Annotated in this window: 15 protein-coding genes and 1 pseudogene; 4 read left to right on the top strand and 12 right to left on the bottom strand. The window is 44.5% G+C overall.

The window, feature by feature from the left end:
- Positions 1 to 257: 257 nt before the first annotated feature.
- The 3 genes from AAFP14_RS24685 to AAFP14_RS24675 are packed head-to-tail and all read right to left on the bottom strand — an operon-like array spanning position 258 to position 1,247.
- Positions 258 to 899: a class I SAM-dependent methyltransferase gene (locus AAFP14_RS24685; RefSeq protein WP_341734828.1), complete on the bottom strand. Its 642-nt coding sequence runs from the start codon at positions 897 to 899 to the stop codon at positions 258 to 260.
- A 2-nt stretch (positions 900 to 901) separates the two neighbouring features.
- A complete protein-coding gene (locus AAFP14_RS24680; RefSeq protein ID WP_341734827.1) occupies positions 902 to 1,033 on the bottom strand; it encodes a hypothetical protein in 132 nt (43 codons plus the stop codon).
- Positions 1,014 to 1,247 carry a 2Fe-2S iron-sulfur cluster-binding protein gene (locus AAFP14_RS24675; RefSeq protein WP_472851087.1) on the bottom strand — a complete coding sequence of 78 codons (234 nt, stop codon included), beginning with the start codon at positions 1,245 to 1,247 and terminating at the stop codon, positions 1,014 to 1,016. Before AAFP14_RS24675 ends, AAFP14_RS24680 begins: the two co-directional genes overlap by 20 nt.
- A 48-nt stretch (positions 1,248 to 1,295) precedes the next feature.
- Between AAFP14_RS24675 and AAFP14_RS24670 the strand changes: the two are divergent.
- The 3 genes and pseudogenes from AAFP14_RS24670 to modB all read left to right on the top strand — a co-directional run bounded on the left by AAFP14_RS24670 (position 1,296) and on the right by modB (position 4,799).
- A pseudogene (locus AAFP14_RS24670) lies at positions 1,296 to 2,073 on the top strand (transposase).
- A 538-nt stretch (positions 2,074 to 2,611) separates the two neighbouring features.
- On the top strand, positions 2,612 to 2,938 hold the full coding sequence (modA, locus tag AAFP14_RS24660; RefSeq protein WP_341734826.1) for a molybdate ABC transporter substrate-binding protein: 327 nt from the start codon (positions 2,612 to 2,614) through the stop codon (positions 2,936 to 2,938).
- Between the two features lie 10 nt (positions 2,939 to 2,948).
- Entirely contained in the window at positions 2,949 to 4,799 is a 1,851-nt protein-coding gene (gene modB / locus AAFP14_RS24655) for a molybdate ABC transporter permease subunit (protein ID WP_341734825.1), read from the top strand.
- 43 nt (positions 4,800 to 4,842) lie between these two features.
- Here the strand turns inward: modB and AAFP14_RS24650 are convergent, their stop codons facing one another.
- The 6 genes from AAFP14_RS24650 to AAFP14_RS24625 all read right to left on the bottom strand — a co-directional run bounded on the left by AAFP14_RS24650 (position 4,843) and on the right by AAFP14_RS24625 (position 11,907).
- Complete coding sequence (locus AAFP14_RS24650; RefSeq protein ID WP_341734824.1) at positions 4,843 to 8,046, bottom strand: efflux RND transporter permease subunit; 3,204 nt, start codon at positions 8,044 to 8,046, stop codon at positions 4,843 to 4,845.
- Between the two features lie 180 nt (positions 8,047 to 8,226).
- A complete protein-coding gene (locus AAFP14_RS24645) occupies positions 8,227 to 10,011 on the bottom strand; it encodes an efflux RND transporter periplasmic adaptor subunit (protein ID WP_341734823.1) in 1,785 nt (594 codons plus the stop codon).
- 163 nt (positions 10,012 to 10,174) lie between these two features.
- The gene (locus tag AAFP14_RS24640; protein WP_341734822.1) at positions 10,175 to 10,738 is read right to left on the bottom strand and encodes a PadR family transcriptional regulator; all 564 of its coding nucleotides are present in this window, start codon (positions 10,736 to 10,738) and stop codon (positions 10,175 to 10,177) included.
- A gap of 134 nt (positions 10,739 to 10,872) precedes the next feature.
- Positions 10,873 to 11,058 carry a hypothetical protein gene (locus AAFP14_RS24635; RefSeq protein WP_341734821.1) on the bottom strand — a complete coding sequence of 62 codons (186 nt, stop codon included), beginning with the start codon at positions 11,056 to 11,058 and terminating at the stop codon, positions 10,873 to 10,875.
- Between the two features lie 17 nt (positions 11,059 to 11,075).
- On the bottom strand, positions 11,076 to 11,456 hold the full coding sequence (locus tag AAFP14_RS24630) for a nitroreductase family protein (RefSeq protein WP_341734820.1): 381 nt from the start codon (positions 11,454 to 11,456) through the stop codon (positions 11,076 to 11,078).
- Positions 11,443 to 11,907 (bottom strand): ankyrin repeat domain-containing protein, encoded by a 465-nt coding sequence (locus AAFP14_RS24625; protein ID WP_341734819.1) that lies wholly within the window; start codon positions 11,905 to 11,907, stop codon positions 11,443 to 11,445. The genes AAFP14_RS24630 and AAFP14_RS24625 overlap by 14 nt, the downstream gene beginning before the upstream one ends.
- Before the next feature lie 233 nt (positions 11,908 to 12,140).
- On the opposite strand from AAFP14_RS24625, the gene AAFP14_RS24620 reads away from it, so the two are divergent.
- Positions 12,141 to 16,301 (top strand): hypothetical protein, encoded by a 4,161-nt coding sequence (locus AAFP14_RS24620; protein WP_341734818.1) that lies wholly within the window; start codon positions 12,141 to 12,143, stop codon positions 16,299 to 16,301.
- A gap of 38 nt (positions 16,302 to 16,339) precedes the next feature.
- Here AAFP14_RS24620 and AAFP14_RS24615 read toward each other — a convergent pair whose 3' ends face one another.
- From AAFP14_RS24615 to AAFP14_RS24605, 3 genes are read right to left on the bottom strand one after another with little or no spacing between them, the layout of a single operon-like run.
- Positions 16,340 to 16,657 (bottom strand): hypothetical protein, encoded by a 318-nt coding sequence (locus AAFP14_RS24615; RefSeq protein ID WP_341734817.1) that lies wholly within the window; start codon positions 16,655 to 16,657, stop codon positions 16,340 to 16,342.
- A gap of 19 nt (positions 16,658 to 16,676) precedes the next feature.
- A complete protein-coding gene (locus AAFP14_RS24610; protein WP_341734816.1) occupies positions 16,677 to 16,928 on the bottom strand; it encodes a hypothetical protein in 252 nt (83 codons plus the stop codon).
- A 29-nt stretch (positions 16,929 to 16,957) separates the two neighbouring features.
- The gene (locus tag AAFP14_RS24605) at positions 16,958 to 17,134 is read right to left on the bottom strand and encodes a hypothetical protein (protein ID WP_341734815.1); all 177 of its coding nucleotides are present in this window, start codon (positions 17,132 to 17,134) and stop codon (positions 16,958 to 16,960) included.
- Positions 17,135 to 17,211 lie beyond the last annotated feature (77 nt).

Genomic DNA, 17,211 nt, shown 5'->3' with positions numbered 1-17,211 from the left:
GCGGAGCATTTACGCGTGATTTTGGGGTAAATTTGTCTCGCAATTGCTCGTAAATGTTTCGCTTCTATTTTGTTGGCAAAGCGTGCTGAATTTCTATATTGTTAGCTGTTTTGAAATGGCAATCTTTACGAGTATCAGCTACTTTTTTATGCTGTTTGCCTAATTTGACAAGGGCTTTTTTACGCCTATTACTTCTTTTTCCCAAACTTCAACTTCAAAAGAGTTCCGGTTTATTCAAGAAGTCGGAACTCTGAACTTTAACTTTTTTTGCGAGCAACAATGTGAAAAATATGCCAGTATTTTTCCTCACCGATCGCCGTTACTCCCGGATGTTCTTCCTCGTCTAACCACTCAACCTCAAAGGGTTTCAGGAGTGCTTCAACTTCTTGCCGAGTGTGATGAGTGCGATCGGGATAAACAGTCCAAGAGTCGCGTTCGCCAAACAATTGAGCGCAGAAAAACCCTCCAGGATTGAGCGATTTCACGATCGTTTCCCAAAGATGGGGGAAAGCTGCGGGCGGACAAAAAGGCAGGCAAAAACTGGCATTGATTAGCTCGATCGCCGGGGGTAAAGTCAAGGTTTCAAAACGCATCAATTGAGTTTCCAGCAAATCGCGGTCGATCGGACGATCGAGTAGGCGATCGAATGCCTTTTGTTCCCCATCAATCGCTAAAACACGCCAGCCCCGACGCAGCAGTTCCACCGTATCCCGTCCATCACCGCAGCCTAAATCTACAGCAAATCCCGTAGGGGCGGTGTCCCCCTGGCCGCCCTTTTGGCCTTTCTCAAAAATTTCTAGTCCTTTGAGCAAAGTTTCGCGCGGCGGGCGACCTGTTACCGCTTGATAGTAAGTCGCCCAATTGTGTCCAGAGTCGTGAGAATTAGTGGTTTGAGTCATGCTTAGGCGATCGCTACGCCTCTAATTGCCGATTTATTCGATGCCACGGCAACTCGAATCGAATGGGGCATATCCCCTTCTTGATAAGGCTCGATCGCTGGCAAACGTTCGATGTCATCCAGTTGGCCCCACAAAACTGGAACAAGAACCGGACTGACAAGAAGAAGGTAACTCTAACCCCTGTTCTTCTGCCGCTTCCAGAATAGTCATCGTATCTTCAACGGGAATTGTAATGTCGATCGCCCGTTTTTTGTTGATTAAATTGACTTGATAGGTAGGGCTTGCTGAATCAGTGAAAAAAGTAAACAGTGTATGGGTTTTCCGACCAAAAAAGTAGTAAGGGTGCAAGAAAAACAGGTATAATCAGTCAAAACCCGTGCATCACCACCTGCGAGCGTGTATAGAAAAGCTGAGCTTGCCCCAAGCCCCCCATCCGACTTTAAACTCCCCTTTGAAGGAAGATTGTCAGAAGATAACCGTTGGGTAAAAATGGCCCAACTAATTCCTTGGTCGGAATTTGAATCAGATTATGCTGAAAATTTCCCCACCGAAATGGGAGCACCCGCCAAATCATTTAGGATGGCATTAGGGGCATTAATCATCAAAGAAAAACTCTTAATTAGCGATATAGAAACAGTAGAACAGATCCGTGAAAACCCATACCTGCAATACTTTATCGGTCAATCAACATACAGTAATGAACCCCCATTTGATCCATCATTATTAGTCCACTTTCGGCAGCGAATCAGTGCAAACTTAATCAAGAAAGTGAACGAACGCATGGTGGAAAAAATGCGCGAAACCACCCCAAAACCGCCCGAAAAAAAAAGATTCGGACGCAAAAAATGAATCAACCAATCAAGGGAAATTAATCATAGATGCCACCTGTGCCCCAGCAGACATTAGCTATCCCACCGACTTAGGAGTATTAAACAAGGAAACAAAGAAACAAGCCTTAGAAGATGAAAGAATTAGAAATGCAATTGAGGGCAAGTTTGGACAAGGAAAAAGAAGATTTAGCTTGAATCGAGTGATGACAAAACTTGATAATACTTCGGAAACAGCCATTGCTATTACTTTTTTAGTGATGAACCTTTCTACCTGGTTGAGACGGGTTTTTTGTGCGTTTTTATCTCACCAACCGAAAATCACACCTATTTATGTGGTTCACTGATTATTAAAAGCTATAACTGGGCAAGTTATAGTCAACAAAAAGTTATGTCTCGCCGAGCTTGAATTGCCCATCAAGTGCGATCGCGATTTTTCCTAACTTATTCAGCAAGCCCTAATTATGCCAGGAAAGCATCGTCATACAGAAGTTTGCCCTAAAACTCTGTCAAAGATAGTAGATGCGATCGCCCAAAGTCTCATATCCAGTTAATTGACCGATCGGGTGTTTGCCTCATGCCACATTCCTGACGGAGTGATATCAATTCCGGTTGTATCAGAATGATTTAACCGCGAAGGCGCTCATGACGCGAAGTTCGAGAAGAGAGAGTTTAATACAGGACGATGAAGAGAGGATTTTATCTAACCACCCCGTCAGGGGATTAATTATGACTGCGTTCAATCCGACATTCCGCGATCGCCAGAATCCGTTAAGGTGGCATATGTAGGATGTGCTTTCATATAGTATCTTTATTCATCGATTATTATGAAAAAACCTCTAATTGCTTTTTTCAGCAGTCTGCTTGTCACCCTCATACTGTCTGGTGGTTTCAATATTATTCAATAAATTGGGAATAACCGAGCAAGTGCGATCGAAGTTGGTTTACGGCAACTCAGTTCGCAGCGTCTTGGGTGCGGTGGAAAGTGCTAATGCTGATGCAGGAGTTGTTTATGTGACAGATGCCAAAATTTCCGATCGAGTTAAGCAAGTCGCAACGGCACCGAGCAACTTACACTCACCGATTGTTTATCCGATCGCAGTCATTAAGGCAAGTCGAAATCAGCAATCTGCCCGCGCTTACGTTCAATTTTTAAGCACAAGAAAAGCTCAAAACATCTTCAAGAAATACGGATTTGGAATAGCTGAATGAGGCTGCTGCTATGTCTACGGATCTATCGCCCCTATGGATTTCTCTCAAAACGGCTGGAATTGCAACAATTGCCACATTTTTTCTCGGTACTGCTGCGGCTTATGGGATGTTGGGCTATCGCGGTAGATGGAAATCATTGATTGAAGGAATTCTAATTTCGCCGCTGATTTTGCCACCTACTGTGGTGGGTTTTTTACTGCTGTTACTATTTGGCAGAAATGGTCCGATCGGACACTTCATGCAGCAATTTGACTTGACGATTATCTTTACTTGGTATGCCGCAGTAGTGGCGGCAACGGTTGTTTCATTTCCCCTGATGTACAAAACAGCATTGGGGGCTTTTGAACAAATAGACAGTAGTTTACTGCAAGTAGCCAGAACTTTAGGAGCTTCTCAAAGGCGCGTTTTTTTTCAGATTCTATTGCCCTTGGCTGCACCCGGACTTGTGGCAGGAATTACCCTCGCATTTGCACGAGCATTGGGAGAATTTGGAGCAACCTTAATGCTGGCGGGCAATATTCCCGGACAAACGCAAACCATCCCGATGGCTATCTATTTTGCGGTGGAAGCTGGAGAAATGAATGAGGCTTGGTTCTGGGCAATTTCTATTTTAATGCTCTCGCTGTCGGGAATAATAGGTGTGAACTTTTGGCAGCAGCGCTACGAAGGCAAAAGACAGCAAATGCAAGCAGGGATGCTCGAAGCAAATGAGCCTGTCAATCGGGGCGGAAAACGCACGCAGCCGGCTCGTTTAGGGCATTCCATGCAACGGCAACTGCCAACTTCAACTGCCGGATTGCTGGTTGATATTAAACAACAATTATCGAACTTTCAACTCGACACGGCTTTTACAGCACAGCAAGAAACTTTAGGGATACTCGGCGGATCGGGTTCGGGTAAAAGCATGACTCTCCGCTGTATTGCTGGTGTGGATACGCCTGGAAAAGGGCGAATAGTCTTGAATGGTCGATCGCTCTTTGATTCTGACAAAAACATTAACCTACCCAGCCACAAAAGAAATGTGAGTTTGGTGTTTCAAAATTATGCGCTGTTTCCCCACATGACAGTTGCTCAAAATATTGCCTTTGGGTTGCAGCATCTGCCAAAAGCAATGTGTCAGCAGCGAGTCGATCGACAGTTGGCTGGAGTGCAAATGCAGGGGTTGGGCGATCGCTATCCGCACCAACTTTCGGGGGGACAACAACAGCGGGTAGCGCTAGCAAGGGCCTTAGCAACTGAACCGGAATTGCTGCTTTTGGACGAGCCTTTTTCAGCGCTAGATACCTATCTCCGCAGTCAAATGGAGCGGCAGCTTGTGGAAACTTTAGCAACTTACCGCGGCATTACCTTATTTGTGACTCACAACCTGGAGGAGGCTTACCGAATTTGTGAAAATCTGATGGTGATGTCGGCGGGAAAAGCGATCGCCTATAACTCGAAACATCAGATTTTTGAGCATCCAAAAACGGTTCGCATTGCTCAACTTACGGGCTGTAAAAACTTTTCCCGTGCGGTGGTGCAGGGATCTAATTTAGTAGCAGCAACCGATTGGGGAATTACTTTGCAAGCGCTAGAAGCCCTGGACGATCGGTTCACCGATATTGGCATTCGCGCCCACCAAATTAGCATCACTAGCAATCCCGATCTTGATAATACCTATCCTTGTTGGTTGGCTGCCACCAGCGAAACGCCGCACCGGATGACGCTGTTTCTCAAATTCAACGGAATACCCGCAGGCGGACAGGATTACCACGTGCAAGCCGAAGTCTTTAAAGAAAACTGGCACGACATCAAAGATCGGCCTTTTCCCTGGTACGTGCGGCTCGATCCCGCCCGGTTGATATTGATGGTGGATGGTTAAACAGTTGACAGTTGAAAAACGTCTTTGGTATTCAAATTACCAACTAAAATGGTGATACTTTATCACGTTCAACCTCCTCGCCGGGAGTCATTTTCCCATCCAAAATTGTGTCATCATAGGGCGGATTTTGTGGGCGATCGCGTTTCTTAAAGCGATCGCGAGCCGAGACAACCACCACATACAGAACCGGCACCATAAACAAACTCAAGAAAGTAGAAACAACCATCCCCCCCGCGATCGCATTCCCCAGCGATCGGCGGCTCGCAGCCCCCGCACCTTCCGGGTTAATTAGGGGAGCAATCCCCAAAACGAAAGACAGAGAAGTCATCAAAATCGGTCGTAAACGCTCTTGAGAAGCCTCAACTGCCGCCTTAGCAATTGAATATCCCTGCTCCCGTAACTGGTTCGCAAACTCCACAATTAAAATCGCATTTTTACTAGCCAATCCAATCAACATCACCAAACCAATCTGGCAATAAACATCATTCGCCAAACCCCGCAGCGACTGAGCTAAAAGTGCCCCTAAAATTGCCAGAGGAACCGACAGCAAAATAATGAAAGGATCGACATAATTTTCGTACTGAGCCGCCAAAACTAAAAACACAAAAATCAATCCCAATCCGAAAATAATCGGTGCTTGACCCCCCGACTCAATTTCTTCTAAAGAACTCCCCGACCATTCATAGCCAAAACCCGAGGGCAAAACTTGAGTTGCCACCTTTTCCATCGATTTTAGCGCCTGTCCAGAACTCGAACCCGGAGCCGGAGTGCCACTAATTTCAATTGACCTATATAAATTGTAGTGGTTAATACTTTGTGCCCCCACCACCGGAGTTATCTTCACCAAATTGCTCAAAGAAATCATTTCATTCTTTCCAGAACGCACATACAATTTCCCAATATCTTCCGGGTTATCACGAAACTGTTTATCCGCCTGAACATACACCCGATAAGTGCGCTGCTGGAGATTAAAATCGTTTACATACTGCGAACCCAGAGCCGTTTGTAACGTACTGAAAACATCATTGATTGGAATATCCAAAGCCTTAGCTCGATTGCGGTCAACTTCCACAATTAACTGAGGCGTATTCGCAGCAAACGTACTAAATACCGCCTGCAATCCCGGTGTCTGATTTGCCTGCTTCAAAATCCCGCCCATAGTCTGGACTAAGGCATCTAAACCGCTGTTACCTTTGCGGTCTTGCAATTGAAATTGGAAGCCTCCAAATTGACCTAAACCTTGAATAGCCGGCGGATTCACAGGGAAAATTCTAGCTTCTGGAATCGCGAAAAACTTACCCCGCAGCTTACCAATAATCGCTTGTACGGTTTGATCTTCACCTTCCCTTTCTTTCCAGGGTTTAAGGGTAGTAAATATAATCCCCTGGTTGGAACTATTACCGCTAAAACCAAAGCCACCTACAGAAAAAGTCCCCACAACTTCAGGAAGTTTGAGGATTTCTTTTTCAACTCCGTCCATCACCTGCTGGGTGTATTGCAGCGAAACGCCTTGAGGCCCTTGAATAATTGTCAGAAAATAGCCCTGGTCTTCCTCTGGGATAAATGCTGTCGGTACTGATAAATAAAGCCAAGCTGTCAATCCCAGAGAAGCGATAAACAACAGGGTAACAATGGTTTTAAATCGTGTTAAGAATATTAAGGAATCTCTATATTTCTTTTGCGTCCAATCAAGAAAAATATTAATGCGGTTAAACACCCAACCCAACGGGCCACCAAACTTCTTACCTGGGCGCAGTAATATAGCGGCAAGTGAGGGAGTAAGAGTAACCGCCATAAACGTAGAAAGCAGCACTGAAAAAGCAATTGTCAGGGCAAATTGTTTATAGAGAGCGCCCGTTGTCCCAGGGAAAAAAGCCACGGGTATGAACACGGCCATCAATACTAAGGAAGTGGCAATTACAGCACTAAAAAGTTCCCGCATTGATTCAGAAGCTGCTTGGCGGGTATTCATACCTTGGCGGACAAGACGGTCAATATTTTCGACTACTATGATAGCGTCATCAACCACTAAACCTGTTGCTAAGGTAAGACCAAATAGAGACAAACTGTTAATCGTAAATCCGAAAGCTTTGATAAAGGCAAATGTCCCAATCAAGGAAATGGGGATTGTGACGGTGGGAATAATCGTAGTGCGCCAATCTTGCAGAAAAACAAAAATAACTATCACCACTAACAAGACTGCTTCAAACAGAGTTTTTACTACTTCTGCCATCGACTCTTGGACAAATTGAGTCGTATCGAGTGCTGTTCTATGTATCACTCCGGGAGGGAAGTTTTTAGCTAATTTTTCCATTTCTGCTTTGACTGCTTGGGCAACATTTAAAGCATTACTTCCGGGTAATTGGTAAATCCCTAAACCCACAGCGTCCTTACCTCGAAATCGCAGGAAAGAGTTATAATTTTCTGCTCCTAATTCGGCTCTTCCGACATCTTTTAATTTAACTAAAGTTCCATTAGTTTCGCTTTTAATAACGATGTTTTCAAATTCTTCCGGGCTTTTTAGACGACTTTCTGCACTCAAATCTATCTGATACATTTGCCCCTCTGGGGCTGGTTCTTGACCAATCCTTCCAACACCAACTTGCAAGTTTTGTTCGTTAATTGCTCTTGTTACATCTTGCATTGTTAGATTGCGAGCAGCTAATTTATTGGGATCGATCCACAGGCGCATAGCATAGCGTCTTTCCCCAAAAATTCGCACGTCGCCCACGCCTTTTACTCTCTTTAAAGTATCTGCTAAATAGAGGTCGGCGTAGTTGCTTAAAAATATGGTATCGTATTCTTTATTTTCGGTGAATAATCCTATAGCCAGCAGCAGGCTGTTAGATTGTTTGGTAACTGTAACTCCTGTGCGTTGTACGGCATCTGGCAGTTGTGGCTGAGCAACTGCAACTCTATTTTGCACATCGACGGCGGCAATATCTTTGTCGCGGGAAGTATCAAAGGTGGCTGTAATGGTGCTAGTTCCACTGTTAGTGCTACTGGAAGTTAGATATTTCAGTCCTTCAATGCCGTTGATTTGCCTTTCTAGGATGTTCGTAACTGCGTTTTCGACAACTTCGGCATTCGCACCGCTATAGTTGGCTGTGACGTTAATTTGGGTGGGGCTAATGTCGGGGAAGCGTTCGATCGGCAATGTGGGAATGCTGATTGCGCCTACCAGAACAATAATTAAGGCGCAGACGCTAGCAAAGACTGGTCGTTTGATAAAGAAATCTGCAAACATTATTTGGGTAATGGGTAGTTGCGGATGGCTAATTGCTAAGACAGAAGAAGGACTAATATCAATTCCGGTTGCACCGTCAGGTGATGTTAACGGTTAACTCTAATTTACTATTCCGATGAAGAGAGGATTTGATATAAAGTCCTCACTACGAACCCGAACGCTTAAATCTTGATGCAGAGATTAATTTTTGCTACCCACTGGTAATTTTGTGCTTTTATCTGTTCCGGCCTCTGGCTCTTGAACCATAATTGGAACACCGTCGGTCAAGTTGAGTATGCCTGCTACAACAATTTTTTCGCCTGCTTGCAAACCTTCGATAACTTGATAATTATTCCCCTCAATGGTTCCCAATTTCACAGGCTTTTGCCGCGCGATTAAAGGTGGCGTTCCAGGTTGCGGCTGTTCCGGCTTTTGAGCTGTGAAGACAAAAGTTTGCCCGCCTAAGCGAGTGACTGCTATTACTGGAACTAAGATTCCGGGGTTCTGTTTCCAGATGACTTTGGCTTTGACAAACTGGAGATTGAGCAGTTCGCCGCTGGGGTTAGGAAAGGTGGCTTTAGCTAAAATTGTTTGGGAATTGGCGCTGACATTGGGAGAGATAAAACTGATTTCACCGATCGCGATCGCCTTACCTTGAGCGTCGAGCATTTGTACTGGCAGCCCCAAGCGTAACTGAGGCATCTGTTCCAAAGGAATTGATAACCGCAAGTCGAGCAATTGGTTCTCAGTCAAAGTGGCAATGGGGTCGCCTTTTTGCAAGTAGTCACCTACTTTCACCGGTATGTCGCCGATGACTCCGGCGAAGGGCGCGATTACCGCAGTTTCTTGGAGTTGTACTTCAAAGCCACGCACTTGAGCCGCGGCTTCGGCAACTTGTGCTTGGGCTTGATCTAGCTGTTCTTGGCGCGTACCGTTGGCTAACTGGGCTAGTTTGCTCTTGGCTTGTGCGACTTCTGCTTCAGCTTTGGCTATTTCTTCTGGGCGCGAACCGTTTTGCAATTGCCGCAAAGCTTGCTGCTGCTGTTGCAGGGCTGCTGTGCGCCGATCGATCTCGGCTTGTCTGTTCTTTTGCCGCTGCTCGAGGCGTCTTTGAGCTTCTCGGAGGTTGGCTTGGGCGGTGCTTTCTTTTTGGATGTATTCCTGGAGGGTGTTTGCGGATGTTGCGCCTTCTTTTGCCAAGGCCTGATATCTAGCAAGCTGCTGGTTGGCTAACTTGGCTTCGGCTGTGCTTGCTTCTATTTGCGCTCTTGCTTGGGCGATGTCTTCTAGGAGGCTGCCTGTTTGGGCATCGGCGAGATCGGCTTGGGCTTGGGAAACGCGGGCTTGGGCTTGGCCAACTTCTTCTGGCCGAGAACCCGATCGCACTTGGGCTAGGTTGGCGATTGCTTGGGCGACTTCGGCTCTTTGTTGAGCGATTTCTTCGGGCCGAGTGCCTGCTTGCAATTCGGCTAAGTGGGATCGAGCGCGGATCAGGTTGGCTTGGGATTGCCTCAAGTTAGCTTGGGCGGTGTCGTTTTTGATGCGGGCGATGGCTTGTCCTTTGTCGATCGAGTCCCCGGATTTGACAAAAATCTCCGTGACTAGCCCTTCTGTTTCGGGTTTGATTTGTACTGAACGCTTGGCCTCTAAACTGCCGACAAATTCGGAGGCATCTTGGACTGAGCTGGTTTCAACGGCTGCGATCTTGACTGGTATGGCTTTGGGTTGGGCTGCCGCTGCCTGTTGCTGTGAGCGATTGTGGCCCGATTGCCACGAGTACCAGCCGAATCCTGCGGCACCTGCCAAGAGCGCGATCGCCGCAATTAGGGGCCAGCGCGATCGTGGTTTACCGGGGCGGGGGCGATCGGCAATCGCGGGAACATCGTACAGTCGATCGTTGTCTGCATCGGTTGTGGGAACTTCCGGTGTAGGAAACTTTTGCTCTTGAGCATCAACCACGGATTCAGGAGATTTAGAATAACTCATTTGCACCACCAGTTAGGTTTTTTAACATCGGACTTAGCCCAGCCTGGGCGCGATCGTTTTTAGGAAACTTTTTTGTTATCTCTCAAAAGTTATGGTATGCAAGGATGATTGCACATCCTTCTGATGACTCACTGGAGTGGGCAACGTGGAGAGATTTTGGATTTCACAAGGTAGATTCAGAGAAAGTTGGGGGAGTCCCGTCCGCTATCGCACTTTTTTCTTTGGCTAGTTGCTCAGTTAACCATTCTATCTCTAACGCCAGCACAGACTTACAGCGATCGCGAGAGGCAAATTGATGGTCGTTGGTTAGTTGATATTCGTTCTTGAGGCTTTCGATGTAGTCTTGCCGGATGTAACAGACTCGCAAGCGGTGTTCCAACAATTTCAGCCGTTCTGGGGGTTCTAAGTCGCCAAAAAAGAAAAACTTGATTTGGAACCTGGAACCGCTGTTAACCCAGCTTTCTTGAGGGTGTTCGAGCATTTTTTGCCGCCAGCGATCGCGCCCAGACGGTGTAATCCCGTAAATTTTGCGCGGACATCCGGCATCTCCGGCTTCTTCAGCAATTACCGCAATCGCCCCTCGCTCTTCCAAGCGCTTCAGCAGCGGGTAAATTGCTCCGTAGTTGACGCTGATGTAACTGCTCATAAACAGCTCCAGTAGTTGCTTTAGGCGATAGCCGTGCAGGGGTTGCCACTGTAGCAGCCCAAGGGCTGATAATTCAAGCATTTATATCAGACTGATATTATAATATAGATTATCATACAACTATATCTGACTCAAGGACGATATTCCATCCAGAGATTTGGGTCTGCCCGACCGTACCCAATCCCCGATTTAGGATATTTTTAGCTGGGCGAGCTTTAACTTTCTCGATAAATAGGCAGTTCGTCCACGCGGATCTCAAACGGCTCCACCATCTCTGGAGTTGCATAAATCCGCAGTTTGGCATCTGGAGAAAACAGTGCCATCAAATTGCCCAAGGTTACAACATGGTTGAGCACTTGCCAATTCGTGGCGCGATCGGGGCAAACAATTACCAATGTCACCACATTAGCAGCCGTTGTTACCGACCAACCACAAAGGGCCAGTAGCTGTTGGCCGATCGGACTGGCTCTAGATGGTAGATGCCATCGAGCATACCCTTGATGCCCCGGAGTTGCACGTAAAGTTCGGTGGGGTAGAGCGCTCCGGCGGAAGGCTGGACTCGCAAAGAATGAATCCTTTCTCGATATTCCTTTTTAAAGGTAATGGCACTGGTGAGGGATAAGAAATGATGAAACGGATGGTTTAATTCTAAAGGAAAGCGCCGGAAAAATTGCGGGTATTTTTTGAAAGATGCAGGTTGAGTTGTTGCATCCACATAATTCGGATCGAGTTGCACCGAAATCACAGAATGCTTTGTAGCTTCGTGATATTCATTTTTGATGATGCTAGATGCCAACATACTTCAACATCCTGAGAATTTCGCGGTTAGCTGCAAAATCGATCGCCCGAAAGTCATCCAAATTTGTTAATTGGGAATTAGCACCCGCGGCTAAAAGGGCTTGCACCATCTCGGTTTTACCCGCTGAAGCGGCATACATCAGCGCAGTAGCCCCGTTATCATTTTGGTTATTGATGTCAATTCCAGAATTCACCAACAAATTAATCAAATCGTCGCGATCGCGAAAACAAGCAAACCAAAGGGCATTATTGCCATCATTATTTTTAGCATTGACAACCGCGCCTGATTGGATTAGCGATCGGGCGACTTCCAGTTCACCCGATCGCGCGGCTTGCATCAAGGCGGTATCGCCATTGCTACCTCGCTGCTCTAAATCCTCTGGGTTAAATCCCTGCGTCAGCAACCAGTTTTGCATGGCTTGTATGGCATCGACAGCGAGTAGTTCACTCATAGCATTGCGTTAATTTTCAGATCGGTTGTTTGCGGGAAGTGATGTTTTTAAAGTATAGGATGCGAAGTTTGTGCGGTGGCGATCGCTATTAATCCTGTACTCAGGGGCTAGATTTAAGTCGGCGTCAGAGTTACAACATTCGATCGGGTGAGAGGGGTAAGAATTTTCAAATCCTTTTGATCGAGTTGATGAACCCTATAATCTTATTTAAGATGAGTCAGTAAAATAAAATCTTGGTGTTTGGTGTCAATATGTCGCGTGGTGGTAAGCGTAAGGGAACAGGTCGTCCCAAAAGTAGTGCTGAAAATCGGGAACCTACAAAGACAGTAGGTGTTCCAATGAGTTTTGCTGAAAAAATCCCCGGATTGCTTAAAAAGCATCAGGAAGAAAATTCTGTTGAGGATCTCCAGTTACCAGCTAAGGCTCACGAAGAGTGTTTGCCTTTTGAAGGGCTTGCATGGGATGCTTTTGAAGCCTTCTGTCTCGATTTCATTGCCCGATTTCTCAAACCTCAAAAGATTTATCACTACGGCACTCAGGGGGATAATCAGGAAGGTGTTGATATTGTTGCTCATTTGGACAATAGTGAGAAGTGGGCATTTCAATGTAAACAGTGGCAGCGGTTCAACCAGGGTGATGCAAAAAAAGTCATTGAACAGGCTAAGGGGTTCGAGGCAGAGCGATATATTCTACTTCTGAGTCGTGTGGCGGGTGTTGAGGTTCGGAAAGTTTTTGCTAACAGTCCAGTATGGGAAGTCTGGGATGTGCGAGACATTTCACAAAAAGTACGGGATTTGTCGAGCCGTTCTCCAGAAGCTGCCCGTCGCCTCGTGAGAGACCACTTTCATCCAGAGTGGCAAAATGCATTTCTAGGGATTTCAAAGTTAACTTCATTCGTATCTTGGGATGATTTCTTCCATAGTTGGCTCAATGCTAATCAGCTATTCAACCACACCTGGAAACTGGAAGGGCGTGATGATGCACTCAAGAGCTTGCATGATTTTGTGACATCAAGTGCGAAGCAAGTTGCAATTCTACCTGGGCGTGGTGGTATCGGTAAGACGAAACTACTCTATGAATTTGCGAAGACGTTCGAGCATCCTAATTTCCGGCTGTGGTTCGTTGAAGACGATATAGCTGTTACTCCTGAAAATGCAGACAATTTGCCACTAGATCCTTGCGTTATTGTTTTAGACGATGCTCATAGACGCGAACAAGATGTAATAACCTTATGCAAACTCATTCATAACCGTACCCGCAGTAATCATCCTGAAATTAAATTAGTTCTTTCTTCTCGTCCCCATGCTGTTCAATCACTCCAGACACAACTGGATCAAAAGGGGATTGATTATTTGCCACTAGATGAACTCAAAGAGTTAAGTTCTCCAGAGATGAAAGCACTGGCACATCAGGCAATTGGGCAGGAATACGGTCACTTTGCCGATCGACTCGCAGCGATTGCCTACGATTCTCCTCTCGTAATTGTAGTGGGTGGTCAGTTGTTAGCAGAGCAAGCAATTTCTCTAAATTTGTTGGAACGCAATGAAGACTTCCGACGCAAAGTGCTCAATCGGTTTCAGGACATCATGATTGGGAAAGTTAGCGAGCAAATTAATCCTGAAATTTGCAAGAAGATATTGGAATTAATTGCTGCTGTTTCGCCTATCCAACCGACTAATAAGCTATTTCAACAAGCAGCTACAGAGTTTATTGGTGGCATAAACCAACCAACATTAATCCGCAGTTTAGGCACTCTTGAACAAGCTGGTGTCTTACTGCGTCAAGGACATAGTTTGAGAATTACTCCTGATGTGCTTGCTGACCATATCTTACATAATGCTTGTTTAACTGAACAGGGAGATTCTACAGGATATGCACAAGAGACATTTGAAGCGTTCAGAGAGATTTGTCCAGCGCAATTACTCCGCAATTTAGCTGAACTAGATTGGCGAGTTCGCTCTAGCAGCGAACAGGAAACTAATTTACTTGATATTATTTTGCAGAGTTTTCGAGAAGAATTTAAACAAGCTTCTAATCTAGATCGATGTAAGCTGCTATCTTTAATCAAAGAAATTGCCTATTATCAGCCAGAATACTCATTAGATATCGTACGATTGGCAATGCGTCATCCTGCTACTATGCCAGAAAATGAAAGCATAAACCAACGATATATTTTCACGCACTCCCATGTGCTGTCTAAACTACCAGAGATTCTCAAGCGGATTAGCTATACGCTTGACTACGTACCTATTTGCTGCGAGATCCTATGGCAGCTTGGAAGAGATAATACAAGTAGACCATATAATAATCCTCCCGAAGCAATTACGGTTCTGATAGATCTAGCTAAATACGGTATTTATAAATCACTAAAATTTAATGATAAAGTTCTTGATGCGATCGAACGATTGCTTCAAAAACCTCATGCCCATGACCATATCTATTCTCTTTTAGATATCCTCGATCCATTATTTAAAAAGGAAATTGAACACAACGATTATGATGGCAGAAGTATTACAATTAGTAATTTCTTAGTAGATCATAAAATCACTCAATCGCTCCGTAGCAAAGCTCTCAAACTCGTAGAAATTTTACTGAATTCAGATAATTTAAAAGTTACTTTGAGAGCATTAGAGACCTTGAGCAAAGCACTTGAAGAGTTAACCGATCGATTTTGTCAACCGCTTGAAGAGGCAAATCAATGGTGGGAACCCGAACAGTTAGAAATATTAGAAATGATTCATGCGCTAGTCACTCGCGATATAGAGTCAATTATTCAGTTGAAGGCTATTGAGAAACTTGATTGGTATGCTCGACACAGCCATTCAGAGGCAGTTAGGAAAAAAGCAAGAAATATCATCTTCTCTATTCCTAAAACAGAGAATCTCAAACTAAATGGAGTATTAAGCGGTAACTACCAGTGGGATTGGCAGGAAGAGGATTTTCATTTTAGTGAGGAAGATTTTCATCTTAATTGGGAGATGCGAGAGAAGTATGAACGTCAAATTGCTGATACTGTTGCGATCGATTTTTCAGATAAATACCAACTTCCTCAGGAGGGTATGCAAATTCTCAATGAACGATTGCAGGTTCTTTCTGAAAATTATAGTGTATTGACTCTATTCCTAGAAGCACTATCTGAACTAAAGCCAGATTATTCTTTAGCGATATGTGAAAAAGTTATAGATTTAGGAGATTGCCCCCTTGCAATACATATAGCATCAATGCTTTATCGGGCAAGAAATTCTAATATTGAACGAGCTATTAAAGTATTTCGAGATGCTATTAATAGTGGCGAATCATCATTTTGTAGCTCATTTGCAAAGAATTACTGGGCTTGGGTGAACGACATAGATTCAGAAGAGTTAAGTAAACTCATTCAAAAGCTTCTTGTTCATCCCAATATTGAAGTAAAGAAAAATGCTATCGGTTCATTAGCAATGCTGATACAGTATCAGCCCCAATTAGCTATCCCTCTAACATTGAATGTAGAAATTAATGAGGATACAGAATTGGCAGAAAAATTATTCCAAATTTTTAGCAGGAAGTCATTAGATACTTTGACAGAAGAAGAGTTAAAAATATTTCTGAAAAAACTGGAAGGTGTTAACCATTTAAGCAAAAACCGCATTAGCAAATTTCTTGTTTATACATCCCAAAAAATACCATCTTCTGTGCTTCAATTGATATTGAGGCGAATTAACGCGAGTGTGGTAAAAGATCGATTAAATTACCAACCACTTCCCTCGACCTCTTATGAAAATTGTCTGCATTATCTATCAATTGCTGAAGAATATGGAGACATACTGAGGAAAATTCGCGATCTTTGGTTTGATTGCGAATTACAGACGGAATCATTTTTTAGAGACGATAATAATAACTCAATCCCAGATAACATACGGACACTAATTAAATTAGAACCATTGTACAAAGAACTCTACAAAGAAGCCTCACTAACTTATGTAGAAAAGTCTAGTAACAAATCTACGCTTGATATTACTCCTACAAGTATTGAATTGCTTAATGAATGGATTCAAAGTGGAGATGGAATAAAAATTAGAGCAGCTAGCAGATTACTCGATAGTTTTCATTCTGGTCTTGTATTCAATCGCTTAGACTTTGTGAAAAACCTACTTGAGCAAGCCGATCTAGTTTGTGATGAATGCTATGAGGAAGTAAGTAGTAACTTGTTTGGTATTACTATTAATAGATTATGCACGGGTATACCAGGTGAACCATTTCCAGAAGATATAGCCTTGCGAGATGAAGCTTCTGAGATAGCAAAGCAGTTTTTCAAGGGATCGCCTGCCCGCAAATTTTTTGATTCTTTAGTGAAATATGCTGAATCGAACATTGCGTCTCAGAAAATATTTTATGAGGAACGATGGCAGTCATAATGATTGCAATGCGATCGCTGCTCTAAAAAAAAAGGGGATCAATTATGGCTGCGTTCCGCCATTAATATTTGAGCGATCGCCTCTGGCATATCTTCCAAACCGGTGTCGGATTCTGTCGCTTGAACGGGAGAATTAAAAGTATAACTGGGGTCGCATTCGCCAGTGTCATAAACCTGCAACACCCATTTATCGGGCAGCCCTTCCACACCAATTTCAACAACGTACCAGGTTTCCCCGATCGGGCGCACGTTCAACACAGAAAACCATTCTCGATCGTCAGTGTCGATATCCAGATCGTTCATCAGAAACTCGATCGCCATTTCTCCCGCTTCCGCGGTGCTTAATTGTGAAATCATCAGCCCCTCCGTCTAAAATTTACTGTTTCGGTGAAACTTCAGGATACAAACCCAATTCTTTACTTAATTGCCGCGCCAAGAAAATTAGAAACTTTGCACCATCCTGATTATCTTGATGCGCCATCATTGTTGCCACTTGCATTAATGTTTTTACCAATCCCGCATCCACCAACTCCGGCTGAGTGTCCAAAACTTCTGGTTCTTGTCCGCTGGGACACTTGAGAAGTCGATCGATTAAGTTAAAGTATTGATCTTGACGATTTTCTGACATGATGATTTCCCAATAAAAGAATAAAGAATCTAGAAATTTTTGGCGGTGCGTGTCGCCGGATCGAATTCAAAACGTTTAGAATGGTGAGTCTCACCGTAGATACTGAAGGTAACAGTTGGTTCGTCGCCAACAGCTTCTACAGAATGAATTGCATCAGGTTTGACATACTCCCCGGCGTAAACGCGCGGGGATTCTTTACGCTTCATCGAGATGTGCCACAAGTGGTCTTACCTTCTCTCTGCGTACATTTAGAGTCGTGGCAATGCCCTATCCCGACTTGAAG

This window comes from Microcoleus sp. EPA2 (assembly GCA_020882975.1).
Classification (GTDB): domain Bacteria; phylum Cyanobacteriota; class Cyanobacteriia; order Cyanobacteriales; family Microcoleaceae; genus Microcoleus.
This window is presented reverse-complemented; position numbering and strand designations above follow the sequence as displayed.